Here is a 17,969-nt window from a genome sequence, read left to right as displayed (position 1 = left end):
CAGGGCTTGTAGACTCGTCGGCGTGACCCATGCCTCCCCTCCCGACAGCCTCTGGCTCGGCAGCGCGATCCGCCGCATCGAGGCCGACTACCAGCGCAGCGCCGACACGCACCTGATCCCGCTGCCGCTGCCGGCCTTCGCCGCGCACGGCATCGATCTCTACCTCAAGGACGAATCGACGCATCCGACCGGCAGCCTCAAGCACCGGCTCGCGCGTTCGCTCTTCCTCTACGCGCTGTGCAACGGCTGGATCGGCGAGCGCACCACGGTCGTCGAGGCCTCGAGCGGATCGACCGCGGTGAGCGAGGCCTACTTCGCGCGGCTTCTGGGTCTGCCCTTCATCGCCGTGATGCCGAAGAGCACCTCGCCCGAGAAGATCGCGCAGATCGCCTTCTACGGCGGCCAGTGCCATTTCGTGGACCACGCGGCCGAGGTCTACGACGAAGCGCGCTCGCTGGCCGAGCGCGCGGGCGGCCACTACATGGACCAGTTCACCTACGCCGAACGCGCGACCGACTGGCGCGGCAACAACAACATCGCAGAGAGCATGTTCCAGCAGATGGGCCACGAGCGGTACTCGGTGCCCGCGTGGATCGTGGTCGGCGCCGGCACCGGCGGCACCAGCGCGACCATCGGGCGCTATGTGCGCTACCGTTGCCACGACACGCAGATCTGCGTGGTCGATCCCGAGGGCTCGGTGTTCGCGGCCTACCACGCGAGCGGCGATGCGACGCTCACCGCGCCGGGCTCGCGCATCGAAGGCATCGGACGGCCGCGCGTGGAAGCCAGCTTCATCCCTTCGCTGGTGGACCGCATGATCGAAGTGCCGAATACCGACTCGATCGCCGCGATGCGCGCGCTCTCGGCGCTGCTGGGCCGCAGGGTCGGCCCGTCGACCGGCACCAACTTCATCGGCATGCTGGCACTGGCCGGCGAGATGCGCGCAGCGGGATGGCAGGGCTCGATCCTCTCGCTGCTGTGCGACGCTGGCGAGCGCTACCTGCCGAGCTACCACGATGCGGCGTGGGTGGCGAACGCCTTCGGCGATTGCAGCGCGGCGCAACGGCGCGTCGACGCAATCCTGGCGGGCTGAGCATGCTGTCGCGCCGCACCGTGCTTCTGTCGGCACTCGCGGCGCCGCATGCCTGGGGCCTGCCGCAGAAGACGATGCAGTTCCCGCGCGACTTCGGCAGCCATCCGGATCTGCGCACCGAATGGTGGTACATCACGGGCCATGCCCAGGCCGGCGCGCGCGACTTCGGCTTCCAGCTCACCTTCTTCCGATCGCGGATCGCTGCGACGCAGTCGATGCGCTCGCACTTCGCGGCGCGGCAGCTGATCTTCGCGCACGCGGCCCTCACCGATCTCGAAGGCCGCAAGCTCTGGCACGACGAGCGCATCGCGCGCGCCGGCTTCGGCGTGGCGTCGGCCGCCGAAGAGGACACCAACGTCCGGCTGCGCAACTGGACGCTGAAGCGCGACGCCCAGGGCTATACGGCCAAGTTGCCGGCCGAAGGCTTCGGGCTCGACCTGCGCTTCTCGCCCACCCAGCCGGTGCTGCTGCAAGGCAAGGACGGCCTGTCGCGCAAGGGCCCCGAGGCCGAACAGGCCAGCTACTACTACAGCGAACCGCAGCTCGCGGCGCAGGGCCGCCTCACCCTTCAGGGCCGCGGCTTCGATGTGCAAGGCAAGGCATGGCTCGACCACGAGTGGAGCGAGGCCTATCTGCATCCCGACGCGGCGGGCTGGGACTGGATCGGCATGAACCTCGACGACGGCGGCGCGCTGATGGCCTTCCGCATCCGGCGCCGCGACGGATCGGCCCTGTGGTTCGGCGGGTCGCTGCGCAGTGCCGACGGAACGCTGCGCGTGTTCGGCCCCGACGAACTGCGCTTCGACGCCGAAAGCACCTGGACCAGCCCGCGCACGCGTGCGGCCTACCCGACCCGATGGCGCATCCAGACGCCGGCCGGCACCTTCAGGGTGCAGGCGCTGCTCGACGACCAGGAGCTCGACAGCCGGGGTTCGACCGGTGCCGTCTATTGGGAGGGCCTGAGCGATCTGCAGGACGCGAGCGGGCGACGCGTCGGCCGCGGCTACCTCGAGATGACGGGGTACGCCCAGGCGCTGCGGATGTGATGCGGATTGGGACCTGCTTTTCGGGCAAGACCTGGAACCTGTTCGGGAAACACCGCGGAACCGGCTTCGCCGGGCCGCTGGTGTTGCCCCCTGCAAGGGGGAAGGCGCGCGCGACACGAAGTGCGCGAAGCCTGGGGGTGGGCTCTCACGCGCCTTGCGTGTTGACGTAGAGCGCGTAGAGCGACTGGCTCGCCGCCATGAAGAGCCGGTTGCGCGCCGTGCCGCCGAAGCACAGGTTGGCGCAGCGCTCGGGCAAGGCGATGCGGCCGATCGGCGTGGCGTCGGGCGCGAACACCATCACGCCGTCGCGGCCCTCGCCCGTGCCCCAGCCGGCCCACAGATTGCCGTCGACGTCGCAGCGGAAGCCGTCGGGCGCACCTTCCATCTCGGTCTGCAGGAACACGCGGTCGTTCTGGAGTTGGCGGCCGTCGTCGCTGAGATCGAACACGCGGATGCGGCGCGGCAGCGTGCCCGACTCCACCACGTAGAGCCGGCGCTCGTCGGGCGAGAAGCACAGGCCGTTGGGCCGATTCACGTCGCCGCACACCACCGTGGCTTCGCCGGTGCGGCCATCGACGCGGTAGACATGGGTGGGCAGCTCGGCCTCGGCCGCATGGCCCTCGTAGTGGCCGAGGATGCCGAAGGGCGGATCGGTGAACCAGATCGAATCGTCCGACTTGACGACGATGTCGTTGGGCGAATTGAGGCGCTTGCCTTCGAAGCGGTCGAGGATCACGGTGATACTGCCGTCGTACTCGGTGCGCGTCACGCGCCGCGTGCCGTGCTCGCAGCTCAAGAGCCGCCCCTGGCGATCGCGCGTGTGGCCGTTGGCGAAGTTCGAGGGCTTGCGGAAGGCGTTGACCGCGCCGGTCTCCTCGTCCCAGCGCAGCACGCGGTTGTTGGGGATGTCGCTCCACAGCAGATAGCGGCCGTCGCCGAACCACACCGGCCCCTCGGCCCAGCGAAAGCCGGTTGCCAGCCGCTCGACGGCGGCGCTTCCGATGCGGTACTTGGCGAAGCGCGGATCGAGGATCTCGATCGCGGGGTCGGGGTAGCGCTCAGCAGCTTGCCACATCGATCGCCCTACGCACGCGGCGCCTTCCGCCGGTCGACGAAAGCAATGATCTCGCCCATGATGCCGCGCCGGAAGGCCAGCACGCAGATCACGAAGATCAGGCCGGTGACCATGGTGACCGATTCGCCGAGGGTGTTGAACCACTCGATGCGCGTGATGTCCGCGAGCAGGTTGCCGAATTCGCCGATCTTGTTCTCGAGCAGCACCACCACCGCCGAGCCGACCAGCGGGCCGGAGAGCGTGCCCAGGCCGCCCACCAGCGTCATCAGGATGACCTGGCCGGATGCGGTCCAGTGCACGTCGGACAGCGAGGCGAAGCCCAGCACCAGTGTCTTGAGCGAGCCGGCCAAACCCGAGAGCGCAGCCGAGAGCACGAAGGCCAGCAGCTTGAAGCGGCTCACGTCGTAGCCCAGCGAGATGGCGCGCGGTTCGTTCTCCTTGATGCCTTTCAAGACTTGCCCGAAAGGCGAGTGCACGGTGCGCGCGATGAGCAGGAAGGCCGCGACCACGATCGCCAGGGCGACGTAGTACATGGTCAGGTCGTTGCTCAGGTCGATGAGCCCGAAGAGCTTGCCGCGCGGCACGCTCTGCAGACCGTCCTCGCCGCCGGTGAACGGCGCCTGCAGGGCAACGAAGTACATCATCTGGGCCAGCGCCAGCGTGATCATCGAGAAGTAGATGCCCTGGCGGCGAATGGCCAGCCAGCCGAACACGAGCCCCAGCAGCGCGCCCATCAGCGTGCCCGCGATGAGCCCGAGTTCGGGCGTGAAATGCCATATCTTGATGACATGCCCGGTCACATAGGCCGAGCTGCCGAGGAAGGCGGCATGGCCGAAGGACAGCATGCCGGTGTAGCCCAGCAGCAGGTTGAAGGCACACGCGAAGAGCGCGAAGCACAGCACCTTCATCACGAACACGGGATAGAGGCCGAGGAACGGCGCGGCGATGAGCGCCAGCAGCAGCGCGGCGTAGACAACGGTGGAGATCTTCTTCATTTTTCGCTGCCGAACAAACCGGCGGGGCGGATGAGAAGCACCACCACCATGATCAGGAAGACGACGGTAGCGGACGCCTCGGGATAGAACACCTTGGTCAGGCCCTCGATCACCCCCAGCCCGAGCCCGGTGAGGATGGCGCCCATGATCGACCCCATGCCGCCGATCACGACCACGGCGAACACGATGATGATGAGGTTCTGCCCCATCAGCGGAGAGATCTGGATGACGGGCGCTGCGAGCACCCCGGCGAATGCCGCCAGCGCGACGCCGAAGCCGTAGGTCAGCGTCACCATCAACGGCACGTTGACGCCGAAGGCCTCGACAAGGCGCGGATTCTCCGTGCCGGCGCGCAGGTAGGCGCCGAGCCGGGTTTTTTCGATGGCATACCAGGTGGCGAAGCACACGACCAGCGACACCGCCACCACCCAGGCGCGGTAGTTGGGCAGGAACATGAAGCCCAGGTTGGTGCCGCCGCTGAGCGCTTCCGGCGTGCTGTAGGCGAGTCCGGAAACACCGTACACCGAGCGGAACCCGCCTTCGATCAGCAGCGTGAGGCCGAGCGTCAGCAGCAGGCCGTAGAGATGATCGAGCTTGTAGATCCAGCGCAGCAGCAAGCGCTCGATCAGCACGCCGAAGACGCCGACAATCAGCGGCGCCACCACCAGCATCACCCAGTAGTTGACGTTGAAATAGTTCATCGCCATCCACGACAGCACCGCCCCCATCATGAACAGCGCGCCGTGCGCGAAATTGATGACGTTGAGCAGACCGAAGATCACCGCCAGCCCGAGGCTCAGGATCGCGTAGAACGACCCGTTGACCAGCCCCAGAAGGAGCTGGCTCAACAAGGCAGGAAGGGAAATGTTCATGGATGCAATGAGGCCCGACGCCTCGGTTTCTTTTTATTCCAGAGGGCGGCCGTGCCCGGCCGCCCGCAGCGCGAACCCTACTTCCAGAGCGCGCAAGTGCTCTCTTCCTTCGTTGTGAAGACCTGATCGCCCGGCACCTTCTTGACGATCTTCAGCAAATCCCAGGGCCCTTTGGATTCGGACGGCTTCTTGACCTCGGCCAGCAGCATGTCGTGCACCATGCGTCCATCGGGACGGATCACGCCCTTGGCGTAGAAGTCGTTGATCGGCGTCTTCTTGAGGTGCGCCATCACCTTGTCGGCATCGGTCGACTTCACGGCTTCGACGGCCTTGAGGTAGGTCATGGTCGCCGAGTAGTCTGCCGCCTGGATGTCGGTCGGCTTGTTCTTGGTCTTGGCTTCGTAGCGTGCGGCCCACTTGCGCGACTCGTCGTCGGTATCCCAGTACCAGCTGGTGGTGTGCAGCAGACCCTGCGTGGCGGGCAGGCCCAGGCTCTTGACGTCGGTCAGGAACACCAGCAACCCGGCAATCTTCATGCTCTTGTCGATGCCGAACTCCTTGGCCGCCTTCATCGAATTGATGAAGTCGCCCCCGGCGTTGGCCAGGCCCAGCACCTGTGCCTTGGAGTTTTGCGCCTGCAGCAGGAAGGACGAGAAGTCCGACGCATTGAGCGGCGCCTTCACGCCACCGACGACTGTGCCGCCCTTGGCCTTGACCACCTTGGCGGTATCCGCTTCGAGCGCGTGACCGAAAGCGTAGTCCGCCGTCAGGAAGAACCAGCTCTTGCCACCGGTCTCCACCACGGCCCCACCGGTGCTCTTGGCCAGCGCGACGGTGTCGTAGGCATAGTGCACGGTATAGGGGCTGCACTGGGCGTTGGTCAGCGCCGAGGTGGCAGCCCCGTTGGTGAAGAACACCCGCTTCTTCTCCTGCGCTACCTTGGCCGTGGCCAGCGCGACGCCGGAGTTGGTGCCCGCAAAAATCAATGTGGCGCCCGCGGTATCGATCCATTCGCGTGCCTTGGAAGCGGCGATGTCGGGCTTGTTCTGGTGGTCCACACTCAGCACTTCCACCGGCTGGCCGAGCACCTTGCCGCCCATATCGTCGATGGCCATCTGGATGGCCGTGGCACCGCCCTTGCCTTCCAGGTCGCCATAAAGGCCCGACAAGTCGCTGATGTAGCCGATGACGACCTTCTCCTGCGCCTGCACCGCGTGGGTGGCGAGGCCGGCGGCGCCGAGCATGAGGGCAACGATCTTGAGTTTCGCTTTCATGGGTGTCTCCTGGTGTGGGTTGAAGCGGAAGAATGGCGGCGTGACTCAGACGCCGAGCAGTTCGTGGAGCACCGGCATCTTGGCGTCGAGCTCGGAGGCACCGAACTTTTCGACGATTCGGCCGTGCTCCATGACGTAGAAGCGGTCGGCCAGCGGCGCCGCGAAGCGGAAGTTCTGCTCCACCATGACGACGGTGTAGCCCTTTCCGCGCAGCGTGTGGATCATGCGGGCCAGCGCCTGCACGATCACCGGTGCCAGGCCTTCGGAGATCTCGTCGAGCAGCAGCAGCCGGGCGCCGGTGCGCAGGATGCGCGCGACGGCCAGCATCTGCTGCTCGCCGCCCGACAGGCGCGTGCCCTGGCTGTTGCGGCGCTCGGCGAGGTTGGGGAACATGGCGTAGATCTCGTCCACCGACATGCCCTGCCCTGCGCCTTTGAGCGCAGGCGGCAGCAGCAGGTTCTCTTCGGCCGACAGGCTTGCGAAGATGCCGCGCTCCTCCGGGCAGTAGCCGATGCCATGGTGCGCGATGCGGTGCGTGGCCATGCCGATGGTCTCGATGCCGTCGACCTTGATGCTGCCTTTGCGCGTGCCGGTGAGGCCCAGGATGGCGCGCATCGTAGTGGTACGCCCCGCACCGTTGCGGCCCAGCAGCGTGACCACCTCGCCGGGCTGCACCACCATATCGACGCCATGCAGCACATGCGACTCGCCGTACCAGGCGTGGAGGTCCTTGATTTCCAGAGCAGCTGTCATCTCAATGCGCACCCTGGAGTTGACCGTCGGCGGTGCCCATATAGGCTTCCATCACCTGCGGATCCTTCGAGACCTCGGCATACGGCCCCTCGGCCAGCACGGCGCCGCGCTGCAGGACCGTGATGGTGTCGGCGATGGTCGACACCACGCTCATGTTGTGCTCCACCATCAGGATGGTGCGGCCGGCCGACACGCGCTTGATGAGCTCGGCCACGCGGTGCACGTCCTCGTGGCCCATGCCCTGCGTGGGCTCGTCGAGCAGCATCAGCTCGGGCTCCATCGCGAGCGTGGTCGCGATCTCGAGCGCGCGCTTGCTGCCGTAGGGCAGGTTCACGGTCTGTTCGTCGGCAACGTCTTCGAGGCCGACTTCGGCCAGCAGCGCACGCGCACGGTCGTTGAGGGGGAGCAGCGACTTCTCGCTCTTCCAGAAGTGGTAGGAGGTGCCGAGCGCGCGCTGCAGGCCCAGGCGCACGTTCTCGAGCAAGGTCAGATGCGGGAACACGGCCGAGATCTGGAACGAGCGGATGATGCCGCGCCGCGCGATCTGCGCCGGGCGCTCGTTCGTGATGTCTATCCCATTGAACAGGATGGTGCCCGAGGTGGGCTCGAGGAACTTGGTGAGCAGGTTGAAGCAGGTCGTCTTGCCGGCGCCGTTGGGACCGATCAACGCATGGATCGATCCGCGGACGACCGACAGATCGACTTTGCTGACTGCGGTGAAGCCCTTGAATTCCTTGGTGAGCTGGCGTGTTTCGAGAATGATGTCGCTCATCTCGCGCGGTCGCCCGTGTGCTGGAAGGAAGAATCGGTCATGCGGTCCACTTGAGCGCACCACCATGGTTGCGCGGAAAACACATTGTTTGCAGCGGCAACCAAACTTGCCTACTGGGGCAAATGCCTATGCTGCACTGCAGGATAAGCTCGCCCCCAGGCTGCGCGCACTTCGTGTCGCTTCGCCAACCCCTGCCGGGGGCGGGCCGGCCGCTTCGGGCGGCCGTGCGCGGCGGCCCCCACGAACAGGACAGCTTCAGTGTGCGCCGGCCGCGGCGTCTGAATTGCCGGCGCTCTTCGTCGGCTTGGCCAGCCAGACGAAGGGGATGAGCAGCAGGAACAGCACGGCCGATGCATAGAACACGTCGTTCGCGGCCAGCATGAAGGACTGCTGGTCCACGATGCGGTTGAGCTGGCCCAGCACCTGCTCGGTGCTGAAGCCGCTGCCGGCCAGCCCGGCCATGGCGCTGCTCGCGGCTGCATTGCCCTGGTTGACCGACTCGACCAGCTGCGCGTGATGCAGCGCGGCGCGGTTCTCCCACACCGTGGTGGCGATGGATGTTCCCATGGCGCCCGCGGTGATGCGCGCGAAGTTCGACAGCCCCGAGGCCGCAGCGATGCGGTCCGGCGCAAGGCCCGACAGCGTGATCGTCACCAGCGGAATGAAGAAGAAGGCCATCGCCACGCCCTGGATCACGGTCGGGATCATGATGGTCCAGAAGTCGGCCTGAGTGTTGAAGTTGGAGCGCATCCAAAGCACCAGCGCGAACACCAGGAAAGAGAAGGTGGCGTAGCGGCGCGGATCGATCTTGGCGACCGTGAGGCCGACGATCGGCGAGAACACGATCGCGAGCAGACCGACCGGCGCCATGATCATGCCGGCCTGCGTCGCCGTGTAGCCCATGTACTGCTGCAGCCACAGCGGCAGGATCACTACGTTGCCGAAGAACAGGCCGTAGGCCACCGCCGTCGCCAGCACGCCCGACCAGAAGTTGCGGCGCTTGAAGAGCGAGAGGTCGACCACCGGGTGCTTGTCGGTCAGCTCCCAGACCAGGAAGAAAGCGAAGCCGACCACCGCCACCACCGCCATCGCAACGATCTCCGGCGAATGGAACCAGTCCAGTTCCTTGCCTTTGTCGAGCATCAGCTGCAGCGAACCCACCCACAGCACCAGCAGCGCCAGGCCGATCGCATCGATCGGCACCTTGCGCGTCGTGCTCTCGCGCTTGCGGTAGATGCCCCAGGTGATGCCGGCGGCGAGCAGGCCCACGGGAATGTTGATGTAGAAGATCCAGGGCCAGGAGATGTTGTCGGTGATCCAGCCGCCGAGCAGCGGCCCCATCACGGGCGCGACCAGCGTGGTCATCGACCACATCGCCATCGCGAGGCCGGCCTTGGCCTTCGGGTAGCTCGACAGCAGCAGGGTCTGCGACAGCGGAATCATCGGCCCGGCGACGAAGCCCTGCAGCGCGCGGAACGCGATCAGCATCGTCATATTGGGCGCCAGCCCGCAGAGCCAGGAGCTGATGATGAACAGCAGCACGCTGGCCATGAACAGGCGCACCTGGCCGAAGCGCTGCGTGAGCCAGCCGGTGAGCGGCACCGCGATGGCGTTGGCCACCGCGAAGCTGGTGATGACCCAGGTGCCTTGCGTCGAGCTCACGCCGAGGTCGCCGGAGATGGCCGGCAGCGAAACGTTGGCGATCGACGTGTCGAGCACGTTCATGAAGGTCGCGGCCGAGAGCGCGATCGTGCCCCACAGCCGGGCGGAACCCTCGAGGGGCGGCAGGGGTGCGGGAGGAGCCGAAGCGGTCGCCATCGTGCGCCAGCCGTCGATCAGATCGGGTTGACCTGCGAAGGCGTTCCGCCCGCCGCCGGGCGCCGCGCGGTGCTCGCGAGCGCCCCGCCGCGGCCCATGTTGGCCGCGATGATGCGCTGCACTTCGGCGTCGGCACCCTGGTCGAGCCGGCTGTAGACCTGCGTCTGCGCCAGCGCGCTGGCGCGCGGCGCGTCGGCGAGCATCTTGCCGCCCTTCTGCGTGACGTCGATCTCGGCCTCCATCGAGAGGCCCACGCGCAGCGGATTGGCCTTGAGCTGCTCGGCGTCGAGCGCGATGCGCACCGGCACCCGCTGCACCACCTTGATCCAGTTGCCGGTGGCGTTCTGCGCCGGCAGCAGCGCGAAGGCGGCGCCGGTGCCGACGCCGAGACCGGCGACGCGGCCGGTGTATTCGACCTTCTTGCCGTAAACGTCGGCAGTGAGCTTCACGGGCTGGTCGAGGCGGATGTTGCGCAGCTGCACTTCCTTGAAGTTGGCGTCGACCCACACCTGGCTCAGCGGCACGATCGACATCATCGGCGTGCCGGCCGCGACGCGCTGGCCGAGCTGCACGGTGCGCTTGGCCACATAGCCTTCGACCGGCGCCGGCATCGCGACGCGCTGCGTCGCGAGGTAGGCTTCGCGCACCTTGGCGGCGGCCGCGAGCACGCTCGGGTGCTGCTCGACGCTGGTGCCTTCGGTCAGCGACTGGTTGCTCGCGAGCTGTTCGCGCGCCGAGACCACGCCGGCCTGCGCCGCCGCGAGCGCGCTCTTCGCGTTGGCGAGCGTCGTCTCGGCATGGTTGAGCTCTTCCTTCGACACCGCACCGTTGCCGCTGAGGGCCTGGCGGCGCTTCAGGTCGTCCTGGGCGCGCGCGATGTCGCTCTGCGCCTTGACGACGTCGGACTGGCGCAGCGTGACCTGCGCGGCCAGCGCGCCGTTGTTGGCGTAGAGCGTGCGCACTTGGCGCACCGTCTGCGCGAGCGCTGCCTCGGTCTGGTCGAGCGCGACCTTGGCATCGGCCGGATCGAGCTGCACCAGCGGCTGGCCGGCCTTCACCAGGTCGGTGTCGTCGGCCATGATGGCCATCACGGTGCCGCCGATCTGCGGCGTGATCTGGATCACGTTGCCCTGCACGTAGGCGTTGTCTGTCGACTCGTAGTGGCTCGCGACCAGCCACTCGTAGACGCCCCAGCCGGCACCGGCCAGCACCGCCACCGAGGCGAGCGCGGTCAGCGCGCGGCGGCGCTTGTTGCTGGAAGGCGATGCCTCGGCGTCGGGTTGGGCCGGGAGGCTCGTGTCGGCGTTGTCCTTGCTGTCCATGGGAATGTCTTTCGTCAGGGATGCGGAGTCGATGTCGTGCCGGCCGCAGCGGTGAACGATGTGGCGGGCTGCCAGCCGCCGCCCAGCGCGCGCGCCAGGCCGACCTGCGTGTCGAGGGCGCGTGCGGCGAGCTCGACAGCTTCGCGGCGTTGCGCGAGCACGGAGGTCTCTGCGGTCAGCACATTCAGGTAGTTGCCGAGGCCGGCGCCGTAGCGCTGCACGGCGATGTCGTAGGCGGCTTCGGCCGCGCTCTGCGCATCGCGCTGCTCGGCCTGCTGGCGAGCCACCGATTGCGCGCTCGCGACCTGGTCGGCGACTTCGCGCACCGCATCGAGCACCGAGGCGTTGTAGCTCTCGATCGCGGCATCGAGATCGGCCGCCTTGCCGCGCAGGTTGGCGCGCAGCCGGCCGCCTTCGAAGATCGGCAGCCGGATGGCCGGACCCACGCCCCACTGCTGGCTGCCGGACTTGACCAGGGTGTCGAAGCCGATGCTCGAGAAGCCGGCGAAGGCCACCAGGTTGATGTTGGGATAGAACTGCGTCTTCGCGTTCGCGACATCGCTGGTCGCGGCCTCGACACGCCAGCGCGCGGCCGCGATGTCGGCGCGCCGGCCCAGCAGGTCGACCGGGATCGTGGGCTGCAGCGCGATCGGCCGGATGCCGCCGAGCGCCGGCGGGGCCAGGCCCTGCGTCGCGTTCGGCTTGGCGACCAGCGCATCGAGCGCGTGCTGCGCGAGCGCGATCTGTTCGCCGAGGGCCTCGATCTGCTGGCGCGCCTGCGGCAGGCCGCCTTCGCTCTGGCGCAGTTCGAGGCGCGTATCGAGCCCGGCGGAGACGCGGTCGCGCACCAGCTTCAGCGTTTCTTCGCGCTGCGCCAGCGTGCGCTTCGCCACGGCCAGCTGGTCGGCCAGCCGAGCCCATTGGAAGTAGCCGCGTGCGACGTTGCTGGCCAAGAGGATACGGGTGGCATCTGCATCGGCGGCCGCGGCGTTCGCGCTGCCGATGGCCGCCTCGATCGCGGTGCGGTTCTTGCCGAAGAAATCGAGCTCCCAGCCGGCATTCAGCTGCAGCGTGCCGGTCTCCTGGATCGAGCCGCCGAGCGGCGCCGGGTAGATATAGTTGCCGCTGAACTTCTGCCGCGTGAGATCGAGCGCGCCATCGATCTGCGGTTTGCCGCCGGCCTCGGCGATGGCGGTCGAGGCCCGCGCGCGGGCGAGGCGCGCACGCGCGACCTGCAAGTTGGGATTGCCTTGCAGCGCCTGGTCGATCATGGCATTGAGCTGCGCGTCGCCGAAGCCGAGCCACCATTGGCTGTCGACGGCAGGGGCGGCCGGCGCAGCGCTCAGGCCCAGCGAGTCCGCATCGCGCAGCTTGGCGTGCGAATCGATATGGGCCATGTCGGCGCAACCGGCCAGAGCGAGGGCCGCCACGGCAGCCGCCACGGCGGGCATTCGGCGGCGCGCGAACTCAGGAAGCCGATTCATCTTTTTCTCCACGGACCGCAAGGGCCTGCGTGTTGTCGAGGATGCGGCGCAGATAGCCCTTGAGCTGCTCCCACTCTTCGCGGCTGAAGCCGGCGAGCGCCTCGTTCTGCACGCGGCACAGGACATGGGGTACCTGCCGGGCGGCGGCGCGGCCCTCGTCGGTGAGTTCGATGTTGACCACGCGCCGGTCGGAAAGCGAACGCACGCGCCGGCACAGGCCCTTGGCCTCGAGGCGGTCGAGCAGGCGCGTCATCGCGCCGGTGTCGAGCTGGCATTCGCGCGCGAGTTCGGCAACGGTGGTGGCGTGCCCCAGATGAAGCTTGTAGAGCGGCGCCCATTGCGGGAAGGTCGGTGCGCCCGGTTCCCACATGTCGCTCGTGACCGCCTGGCTCACGAGGGTCGTGATGCGGCGCATCATGTAGCCGACGCTCTCTTCGGCTTGGTAGTTTTCCGGCTTGTAGAAGTCGGCGGCGGCCCGCGGTACGGCCCCTGGGCGTTGGGAATCGGACATGGCCGCGATATTATTTGTCGCGACAACTATTGTCAAGGCTTCCTTTGAGGCGGCAAGCGTTGGCTAGAATCGAAGTCATGGTTTCCCCTGCTTCGCCCTCCCTTGCCAAGGGCTCTCCCAAATCGCTGACCGGGCTAACCCCTTTTCTTCGCCCCTACCGCACCCAGATCCTGCTGGCTGCCGTGTTCCTGGTCCTGGCGGCGGCGACCACCCTGGTGTTTCCGCTGGCCCTGCGCGGCCTGATCGACGGCGGCCTGATCGCCTCCGACCGCGGCGCGCAGGCGATGGCGCTGCGGGAGCATTTCCTCGCCCTGTTCGCGGTGGCCGTCGCGCTCGGCATCTTCTCGGCGGCGCGCTTCTACACCGTGAGCTGGCTCGGCGAGCGCGTGACGGCGGACCTGCGCAATGCGGTCTACGCGCATGTGCTGCGCCAGAGCCCGGCCTTCTTCGAGACCACGCAGACCGGCGAGGTGCTGTCGCGGCTGACGGCCGACACGACGCTGGTGCAGACCGTCGTCGGCTCCTCGCTCAGCATGGGGCTACGCAACGCGGTGATGGGTACCGGCGCGCTCGCCATGCTGATCTGGACCAATCCCTATGTGATGGTGCAGGTGCTCGGCATCCTGGTGCTGGTGGTGCTGCCGAGCATGTGGTTCGGTCGCCGCGTGCGCCGGCTTTCGCGGGCCAGCCAGGACCGCGTGGCCGATTCGAGTGCCATCGCGGCCGAGGTGCTGAATGCGATCCCCGTGGTGCAGAGCTACACGGCCGAAGCGCGAGAAGCGGCCCGCTTCGACGCCTCCACCGACAACGCCTTCCGCACCGCGGTGCGCCGCACCAAAGCGCGCTCGGTGCTGGTGGCCTTCATCATCATCGCGACCTCGGCCGCGCTGCTGTGGGGCCTGTACCAGGGCACGCAGGCCGTGCTGCGCGGCGACATCACGGCCGGCCACCTCGGGCAGACGGTGGTCTACGTGATCATCCTGGCGAGCGCCGCCGCGGTGCTGGGCGAGGTCTACGGCGACCTGCTGCGCGCGGCCGGCGCGACCGAGCGCCTGATGGAACTGCTGCACGCCAGGCCGGTCATCGTCTCGCCGGCCCAGCCGGCCAAGGCGCCCGTTCCGGCCGCCGGCAGCGCGGTCAGCTTCGAGGGCGTCAGCTTCCACTATCCCTCACGGCCCGGCACCCCGGCGCTGCGCGACTTCAGCCTCGCGGTGGCTCCGGGCGAAACCGTGGCGCTGGTGGGCTCGAGCGGCGCAGGCAAGAGCACGGTGTTCCAGCTGCTCTTGCGCTACTACGACCCGCAGGCAGGCCGCATCATGCTCGACGACACTTCGCTCGCAGCGCTGTCGCTCGACGAACTGCGCACGCGCATCGGACTGGTGCCGCAGGACGCAGTGATCTTTTCGGCCAGCGCGCTGGAGAACATCCGCTACGGCCGGCCCGATGCGAGCGTCGAAGAAGTCCATGCCGCAGCGCGCGCCGCCTTCGCCGACGGCTTTCTGAAAGCGCTGCCCGAGGGCTACGACACCTTCCTCGGCGAGCGCGGCGTGCGCCTGTCGGGCGGGCAGCGCCAGCGCATCGCGATCGCGCGCGCGATGCTCAAGAACCCGCCGCTGCTCTTGCTCGACGAAGCCACCAGCGCCCTCGACGCCGAGAGCGAGCGCATGGTCCAGGCCGCGCTCGAATCGGCGATGGTGGGCCGCACTACGCTGGTCATCGCGCACCGGCTCGCGACGGTCCAGAAGGCCGACCGCATCGTGGTGCTCGACCACGGCGGCATCGTGGAACAGGGAACGCATGCGACGCTGGTCGCGCAGAACGGCGTCTATGCGCGCCTCGCGGCACTGCAATTCACCTCGTAGGCACACCGGCAGGCAGCCAACGCGCCTTCGCCTTCTCAATACCAGGAACACCGCGGATCCGGCTTTGCCGGGCCGCTGGTGTTGCCCCCGGTGAGGGGGTGGGCGGCCACACGAAATGGGCAAGCCTGGGGGAGAGCTTTTACTGCAGGGTTTCTTTGAGCGCCGGCGGGATGGGCAGCGAGAACACCGAGATGCCCTCGTCGAGCAGGGTCTGCGCTTCCTCGCGCGTGGCCTGGCCGCGGATGCCGCGCTCCTCGGCTTCGCCGTAGTGCATCTTGCGGGCCTCGTCGGCGAAGCGCTCGCCGACGTCTTCGGTCTTGGCCATCACCTCGCGCACCGCGCGCATCCAGCGCGCTTCGGGCGAATTTTCAGCCGCAGCGGCAGGGACGCTCGGCGTTTCGGCAGGCGGCTTGGGGCTGCCGAGGTTCAGGCGCGGCGCGGCCAGCAGCTTGGTGATGGCCGTGTCGGCACAGATCGGGCACGACACCAGGCCGCCGGCGAGCTGCGTCTCGAACGCCTCGTTGGAGGCGAACCAGCCCTCGAAGCCGTGGCCATGGGCGCATTGGAGGTTGAGAACCTTCATGCCCGGATTATCAGGCGCCGGCGGGCAAGGCGGGGCTTTGCCAATCGAGCGCCCATGCGCCCGACAGGACGTTTTGCAGCCACAGCGTGCAGGTCAGCGTCTTGGCATCGGACACGGTGCCGTCGCGGCACCAGGCGAACAGTTGGTCCGGCGTGGCCGTGGTGACGTCGAGGAACTCACCGTGGTCGAGTTGCCGGTCGCCGAGGGACAAGCCGCGCGCGAAGTAGATATGAATGATCTCGGTCGAGTACGCCACCGCCAGGTGCATGGCGCCGGCGTGTGCCCATTCGCGCGCGCTGTAGCCGGTTTCTTCAAGCAATTCGCGCTGGCCGCAGACCAGCGGGTCTTCGCCGGCATCGAGCTTGCCGGCCGGAAATTCGGTCATCACGCGGCCGATCGGGTAGCGGTATTGCCGCTCGAGCACGACGCGTCCGTCGTCGAGCAGCGGCACCACCACCACCGCGCCAGGGTGGATCACGTATTCGCGCGTCGCGCTCTTGCCGTCGGGCAGGCGCACGGTGTCGCGCTTGGCGTGCAGGAAGTTGCCCTTGAACAGCAGCTCGCTGTTCGTGCCCTCTTCCCTCAGATGTGCGTCGTCCATGTCATTTCCGATGCTTGAGCAGATAGCGCCAGGTGAAACCGGGGAAGGCCAGCACGATGAAGAGCGCACCGGTGACGGCGTAGAACTCCCAACCCTGCGACGCGATCTGGCCCGCGCGGCGCTCGAACAGGAGGCCGACGCCGCCGGCCACGAAATAGAGAAGCAGGAGTTCGGCCAGTCGCAGGCCCAGCGACTTGGTGCGTGCGGACAGCGGCACCAACCCGAACAAGCGCTCGTTGACGAAGGGCAGATTGGCGGCCGCCAGCGCCACCAGCAGCACGACCCAGATCGATGCGCCCTGCGACACCTAGGATGAAGCCTAGTTCGCCAGCGTGGCCACGATGGCCTGCGCGCAGAGCGTCATGAGGCCGCCGGGCACGATGCCGAGGATCAGGATCAGCGCGCCATTGACCGTCAGCACCGCCCGCACGTCGCGCGGCGCAGACACCGTGCTCGCGGTCACCGGCGCATCGAAGTACATGACCTTGACCACGCGGATGTAATAGAAGGCGCCGATCAGCGACATCACGACTGCGAACACGGCCAGCGCGATATAGATGCCCTGCCCCGATGCGATCAGCGCCTGCAGCACGGCCAGCTTGGCATAGAAGCCGACCAGCGGCGGCACGCCCGCCAGCGAGAACATGGCCACCGCCATCACGCCGGCGTAGAGCGGGCTGCGCTGGTTGAGGCCGGCGAGATCGGTGATTTCCTCACTCTCGAAGCCTTCGCGCGCCAAGAGCAGGATGATGCCGAAGCTCGCCAGCGTGGTCAGCACGTAGGTCACGATGTAGAACATCGAGGCGCTGTAGGCGAACTGCGCGTTGTAGGTGTTGTTGTTGACCACGCCCGCCACCAGGCCCAGCAGCATGAAGCCCATCTGCGCGATGGTCGAATAGGCCAGCATGCGCTTGAGGTTGGTTTGCGCGATGGCAGCGAGGTTGCCCACCAGGAGCGACGCGATGGCGAGCAAGGCGAGCATCTGCTGCCAGTCGATCGCGAGCGGCAGCAGGCCTTCCACCAGCAGGCGGATGATGATCGCGAAGGCCGCCAGCTCCGGCGCCGCGCCGATCAGCAGCGTGACCGCGGTCGGCGCGCCCTGGTAGACGTCGGGCACCCACATGTGGAACGGCGCCGCACCGACTTTGAACGCCAGCCCGGCAACGATGAACACCAGGCCGAACACCAGCACCTGGTGGTTGACCTTGCGGCTCGCGATGGCCTTGAACACTTCGTTGGTGTCGAGCGAACCGGTCGCGCCGTACATCATCGACATGCCGTAGAGCAGGAAGCCGCTGGCCATGGCGCCGAGAACGAAGTACTTCATCGCGGCTTCGCTGGCCACCGCGTTGTCGCGCCTGAGCGCGACCAGCGCGTAGCTCGACAGCGTGAGCAGCTCGAGCCCGAGGTAGATCAGGAGGAAGTTGCTGCCCGAGATCATCACGAAGATGCCGAGCAAGGCGAACATGCTCAACGTGAACATCTCGCCGCCGCTCAGCATGCCGCGGTCGGCGGCATAGGGCCGGCCGTAGACCAGCGTGGCCATCAGCGCCAGCGTGGCAAAGCACTTGAGCCAGTTGCCCATCGGATCGCTCACGACCATGCCGCCGAAGCCGTAGTGGGTCTTGCCTTCGGCGGCCTGCAGCCCGGTAAGGAAGGCCACCACGGCAAGCGTGAGCAGCGTCAGCACGTAGGTGCGCGTGCGGTGCGTGCTGGTGGTGGACAGATCGACCAGCGCGATGATGCAGGCCATGACCAGCAGCACCACCTCGGGGTAGATCGTCATCCAGCTGAGTTTGTCAATCATCTCGTTCTCTTGTTCAGCGAGGCCGGCCGGCGCTGGGCCGCCCCGAGCCGGGCCGGAGCCCCCTCTGGGGGCAGTGCAGCGGCGAAGCCGCAAACGTGGGG

The 17,969-nt window shown here is 67.5% G+C and carries 17 protein-coding genes; 3 read left to right on the top strand and 14 right to left on the bottom strand.

Features of this window, described 5'->3' with window-relative positions; translation table 11 throughout:
• Positions 1–22: 22 nt before the first annotated feature.
• Both EJI01_RS09060 and EJI01_RS09055 read left to right on the top strand, forming a co-directional pair.
• Positions 23–1,093, top strand: a complete 1,071-nt coding sequence (locus EJI01_RS09060) for a PLP-dependent cysteine synthase family protein (protein ID WP_126836779.1) — start codon at positions 23–25, stop codon at positions 1,091–1,093.
• 2 nt (positions 1,094–1,095) lie between these two features.
• Complete coding sequence (locus tag EJI01_RS09055; RefSeq protein ID WP_126836778.1) at positions 1,096–2,139, top strand: lipocalin-like domain-containing protein; 1,044 nt, start codon at positions 1,096–1,098, stop codon at positions 2,137–2,139.
• Between the two features lie 145 nt (positions 2,140–2,284).
• Here EJI01_RS09055 and EJI01_RS09050 read toward each other — a convergent pair whose 3' ends face one another.
• From EJI01_RS09050 to EJI01_RS09005, 10 genes are all read right to left on the bottom strand, one after another.
• Positions 2,285–3,214 (bottom strand): SMP-30/gluconolactonase/LRE family protein, encoded by a 930-nt coding sequence (locus EJI01_RS09050; protein ID WP_126836777.1) that lies wholly within the window; start codon positions 3,212–3,214, stop codon positions 2,285–2,287.
• Between the two features lie 8 nt (positions 3,215–3,222).
• Positions 3,223–4,209, bottom strand: a complete 987-nt coding sequence (locus EJI01_RS09045) for a branched-chain amino acid ABC transporter permease (RefSeq protein WP_126836776.1) — start codon at positions 4,207–4,209, stop codon at positions 3,223–3,225.
• Complete coding sequence (locus tag EJI01_RS09040; RefSeq protein ID WP_126836775.1) at positions 4,206–5,081, bottom strand: branched-chain amino acid ABC transporter permease; 876 nt, start codon at positions 5,079–5,081, stop codon at positions 4,206–4,208. Before EJI01_RS09040 ends, EJI01_RS09045 begins: the two co-directional genes overlap by 4 nt.
• A 77-nt stretch (positions 5,082–5,158) precedes the next feature.
• Positions 5,159–6,355, bottom strand: coding sequence for an ABC transporter substrate-binding protein (locus EJI01_RS09035; RefSeq protein ID WP_126836774.1), 1,197 nt, complete (start codon positions 6,353–6,355; stop codon positions 5,159–5,161).
• A 45-nt stretch (positions 6,356–6,400) separates the two neighbouring features.
• The gene (locus EJI01_RS09030; protein ID WP_126836773.1) at positions 6,401–7,108 is read right to left on the bottom strand and encodes an ABC transporter ATP-binding protein; all 708 of its coding nucleotides are present in this window, start codon (positions 7,106–7,108) and stop codon (positions 6,401–6,403) included.
• A 1-nt stretch (position 7,109) separates the two neighbouring features.
• Positions 7,110–7,880, bottom strand: a complete 771-nt coding sequence (locus tag EJI01_RS09025) for an ABC transporter ATP-binding protein (protein WP_126836772.1) — start codon at positions 7,878–7,880, stop codon at positions 7,110–7,112.
• 255 nt (positions 7,881–8,135) lie between these two features.
• Complete coding sequence (locus EJI01_RS09020) at positions 8,136–9,698, bottom strand: DHA2 family efflux MFS transporter permease subunit (RefSeq protein ID WP_126836771.1); 1,563 nt, start codon at positions 9,696–9,698, stop codon at positions 8,136–8,138.
• 17 nt (positions 9,699–9,715) lie between these two features.
• On the bottom strand, positions 9,716–11,020 hold the full coding sequence (locus EJI01_RS09015; protein ID WP_126836770.1) for an efflux RND transporter periplasmic adaptor subunit: 1,305 nt from the start codon (positions 11,018–11,020) through the stop codon (positions 9,716–9,718).
• 14 nt (positions 11,021–11,034) lie between these two features.
• Positions 11,035–12,504: an efflux transporter outer membrane subunit gene (locus EJI01_RS09010; protein ID WP_126836769.1), complete on the bottom strand. Its 1,470-nt coding sequence runs from the start codon at positions 12,502–12,504 to the stop codon at positions 11,035–11,037.
• Positions 12,488–13,015 carry a MarR family winged helix-turn-helix transcriptional regulator gene (locus EJI01_RS09005; RefSeq protein WP_126836768.1) on the bottom strand — a complete coding sequence of 176 codons (528 nt, stop codon included), beginning with the start codon at positions 13,013–13,015 and terminating at the stop codon, positions 12,488–12,490. Before EJI01_RS09005 ends, EJI01_RS09010 begins: the two co-directional genes overlap by 17 nt.
• Positions 13,016–13,092: 77 nt before the next feature.
• On the opposite strand from EJI01_RS09005, the gene EJI01_RS09000 reads away from it, so the two are divergent.
• Positions 13,093–14,877: an ABC transporter transmembrane domain-containing protein gene (locus tag EJI01_RS09000; protein ID WP_126836767.1), complete on the top strand. Its 1,785-nt coding sequence runs from the start codon at positions 13,093–13,095 to the stop codon at positions 14,875–14,877.
• A 139-nt stretch (positions 14,878–15,016) separates the two neighbouring features.
• Here the strand turns inward: EJI01_RS09000 and EJI01_RS08995 are convergent, their stop codons facing one another.
• Genes EJI01_RS08995 through nuoN form a run of 4 tightly spaced genes read right to left on the bottom strand, consistent with a single transcriptional unit; the run spans position 15,017 to position 17,868 of the window.
• The gene (locus tag EJI01_RS08995) at positions 15,017–15,460 is read right to left on the bottom strand and encodes a DUF1178 family protein (protein WP_126836766.1); all 444 of its coding nucleotides are present in this window, start codon (positions 15,458–15,460) and stop codon (positions 15,017–15,019) included.
• A gap of 10 nt (positions 15,461–15,470) precedes the next feature.
• On the bottom strand, positions 15,471–16,061 hold the full coding sequence (locus EJI01_RS08990) for an NUDIX domain-containing protein (RefSeq protein ID WP_126836765.1): 591 nt from the start codon (positions 16,059–16,061) through the stop codon (positions 15,471–15,473).
• Between the two features lies 1 nt (position 16,062).
• Positions 16,063–16,368, bottom strand: a complete 306-nt coding sequence (locus tag EJI01_RS08985; RefSeq protein ID WP_126836764.1) for a DUF2818 family protein — start codon at positions 16,366–16,368, stop codon at positions 16,063–16,065.
• A 12-nt stretch (positions 16,369–16,380) separates the two neighbouring features.
• On the bottom strand, positions 16,381–17,868 hold the full coding sequence (gene nuoN / locus EJI01_RS08980; protein ID WP_126836763.1) for an NADH-quinone oxidoreductase subunit NuoN: 1,488 nt from the start codon (positions 17,866–17,868) through the stop codon (positions 16,381–16,383).
• Between the last annotated feature and the right edge of the window lie 101 nt (positions 17,869–17,969).

It is taken from the genome of Variovorax sp. MHTC-1, from assembly GCF_003984645.1.
Taxonomy (GTDB): domain Bacteria; phylum Pseudomonadota; class Gammaproteobacteria; order Burkholderiales; family Burkholderiaceae_C; genus Variovorax.
This window is presented reverse-complemented; position numbering and strand designations above follow the sequence as displayed.

Excerpts from the sequence above, each read along its gene's own strand:
- EJI01_RS09055 (WP_126836778.1), top strand. The coding sequence starts at position 1,096 with ATGCTGTCGCGCCGCACCGTGCTTCTGTCGGCACTCGCGGCGCCGCAT.
- EJI01_RS09050 (WP_126836777.1), bottom strand. The coding sequence starts at position 3,214 with ATGTGGCAAGCTGCTGAGCGCTACCCCGACCCCGCGATCGAGATCCTC.
- EJI01_RS09045 (WP_126836776.1), bottom strand. The coding sequence starts at position 4,209 with ATGAAGAAGATCTCCACCGTTGTCTACGCCGCGCTGCTGCTGGCGCTC.
- EJI01_RS09040 (WP_126836775.1), bottom strand. The coding sequence starts at position 5,081 with ATGAACATTTCCCTTCCTGCCTTGTTGAGCCAGCTCCTTCTGGGGCTG.
- EJI01_RS09035 (WP_126836774.1), bottom strand. The coding sequence starts at position 6,355 with ATGAAAGCGAAACTCAAGATCGTTGCCCTCATGCTCGGCGCCGCCGGC.
- EJI01_RS09030 (WP_126836773.1), bottom strand. The coding sequence starts at position 7,108 with ATGACAGCTGCTCTGGAAATCAAGGACCTCCACGCCTGGTACGGCGAG.
- EJI01_RS09025 (WP_126836772.1), bottom strand. The coding sequence starts at position 7,880 with ATGAGCGACATCATTCTCGAAACACGCCAGCTCACCAAGGAATTCAAG.
- EJI01_RS09020 (WP_126836771.1), bottom strand. The coding sequence starts at position 9,698 with ATGGCGACCGCTTCGGCTCCTCCCGCACCCCTGCCGCCCCTCGAGGGT.
- EJI01_RS09015 (WP_126836770.1), bottom strand. The coding sequence starts at position 11,020 with ATGGACAGCAAGGACAACGCCGACACGAGCCTCCCGGCCCAACCCGAC.
- EJI01_RS09010 (WP_126836769.1), bottom strand. The coding sequence starts at position 12,504 with ATGAATCGGCTTCCTGAGTTCGCGCGCCGCCGAATGCCCGCCGTGGCG.
- EJI01_RS09005 (WP_126836768.1), bottom strand. The coding sequence starts at position 13,015 with ATGTCCGATTCCCAACGCCCAGGGGCCGTACCGCGGGCCGCCGCCGAC.
- EJI01_RS09000 (WP_126836767.1), top strand. The coding sequence starts at position 13,093 with ATGGTTTCCCCTGCTTCGCCCTCCCTTGCCAAGGGCTCTCCCAAATCG.
- EJI01_RS08995 (WP_126836766.1), bottom strand. The coding sequence starts at position 15,460 with ATGAAGGTTCTCAACCTCCAATGCGCCCATGGCCACGGCTTCGAGGGC.
- EJI01_RS08990 (WP_126836765.1), bottom strand. The coding sequence starts at position 16,061 with ATGGACGACGCACATCTGAGGGAAGAGGGCACGAACAGCGAGCTGCTG.
- nuoN (WP_126836763.1), bottom strand. The coding sequence starts at position 17,868 with ATGATTGACAAACTCAGCTGGATGACGATCTACCCCGAGGTGGTGCTG.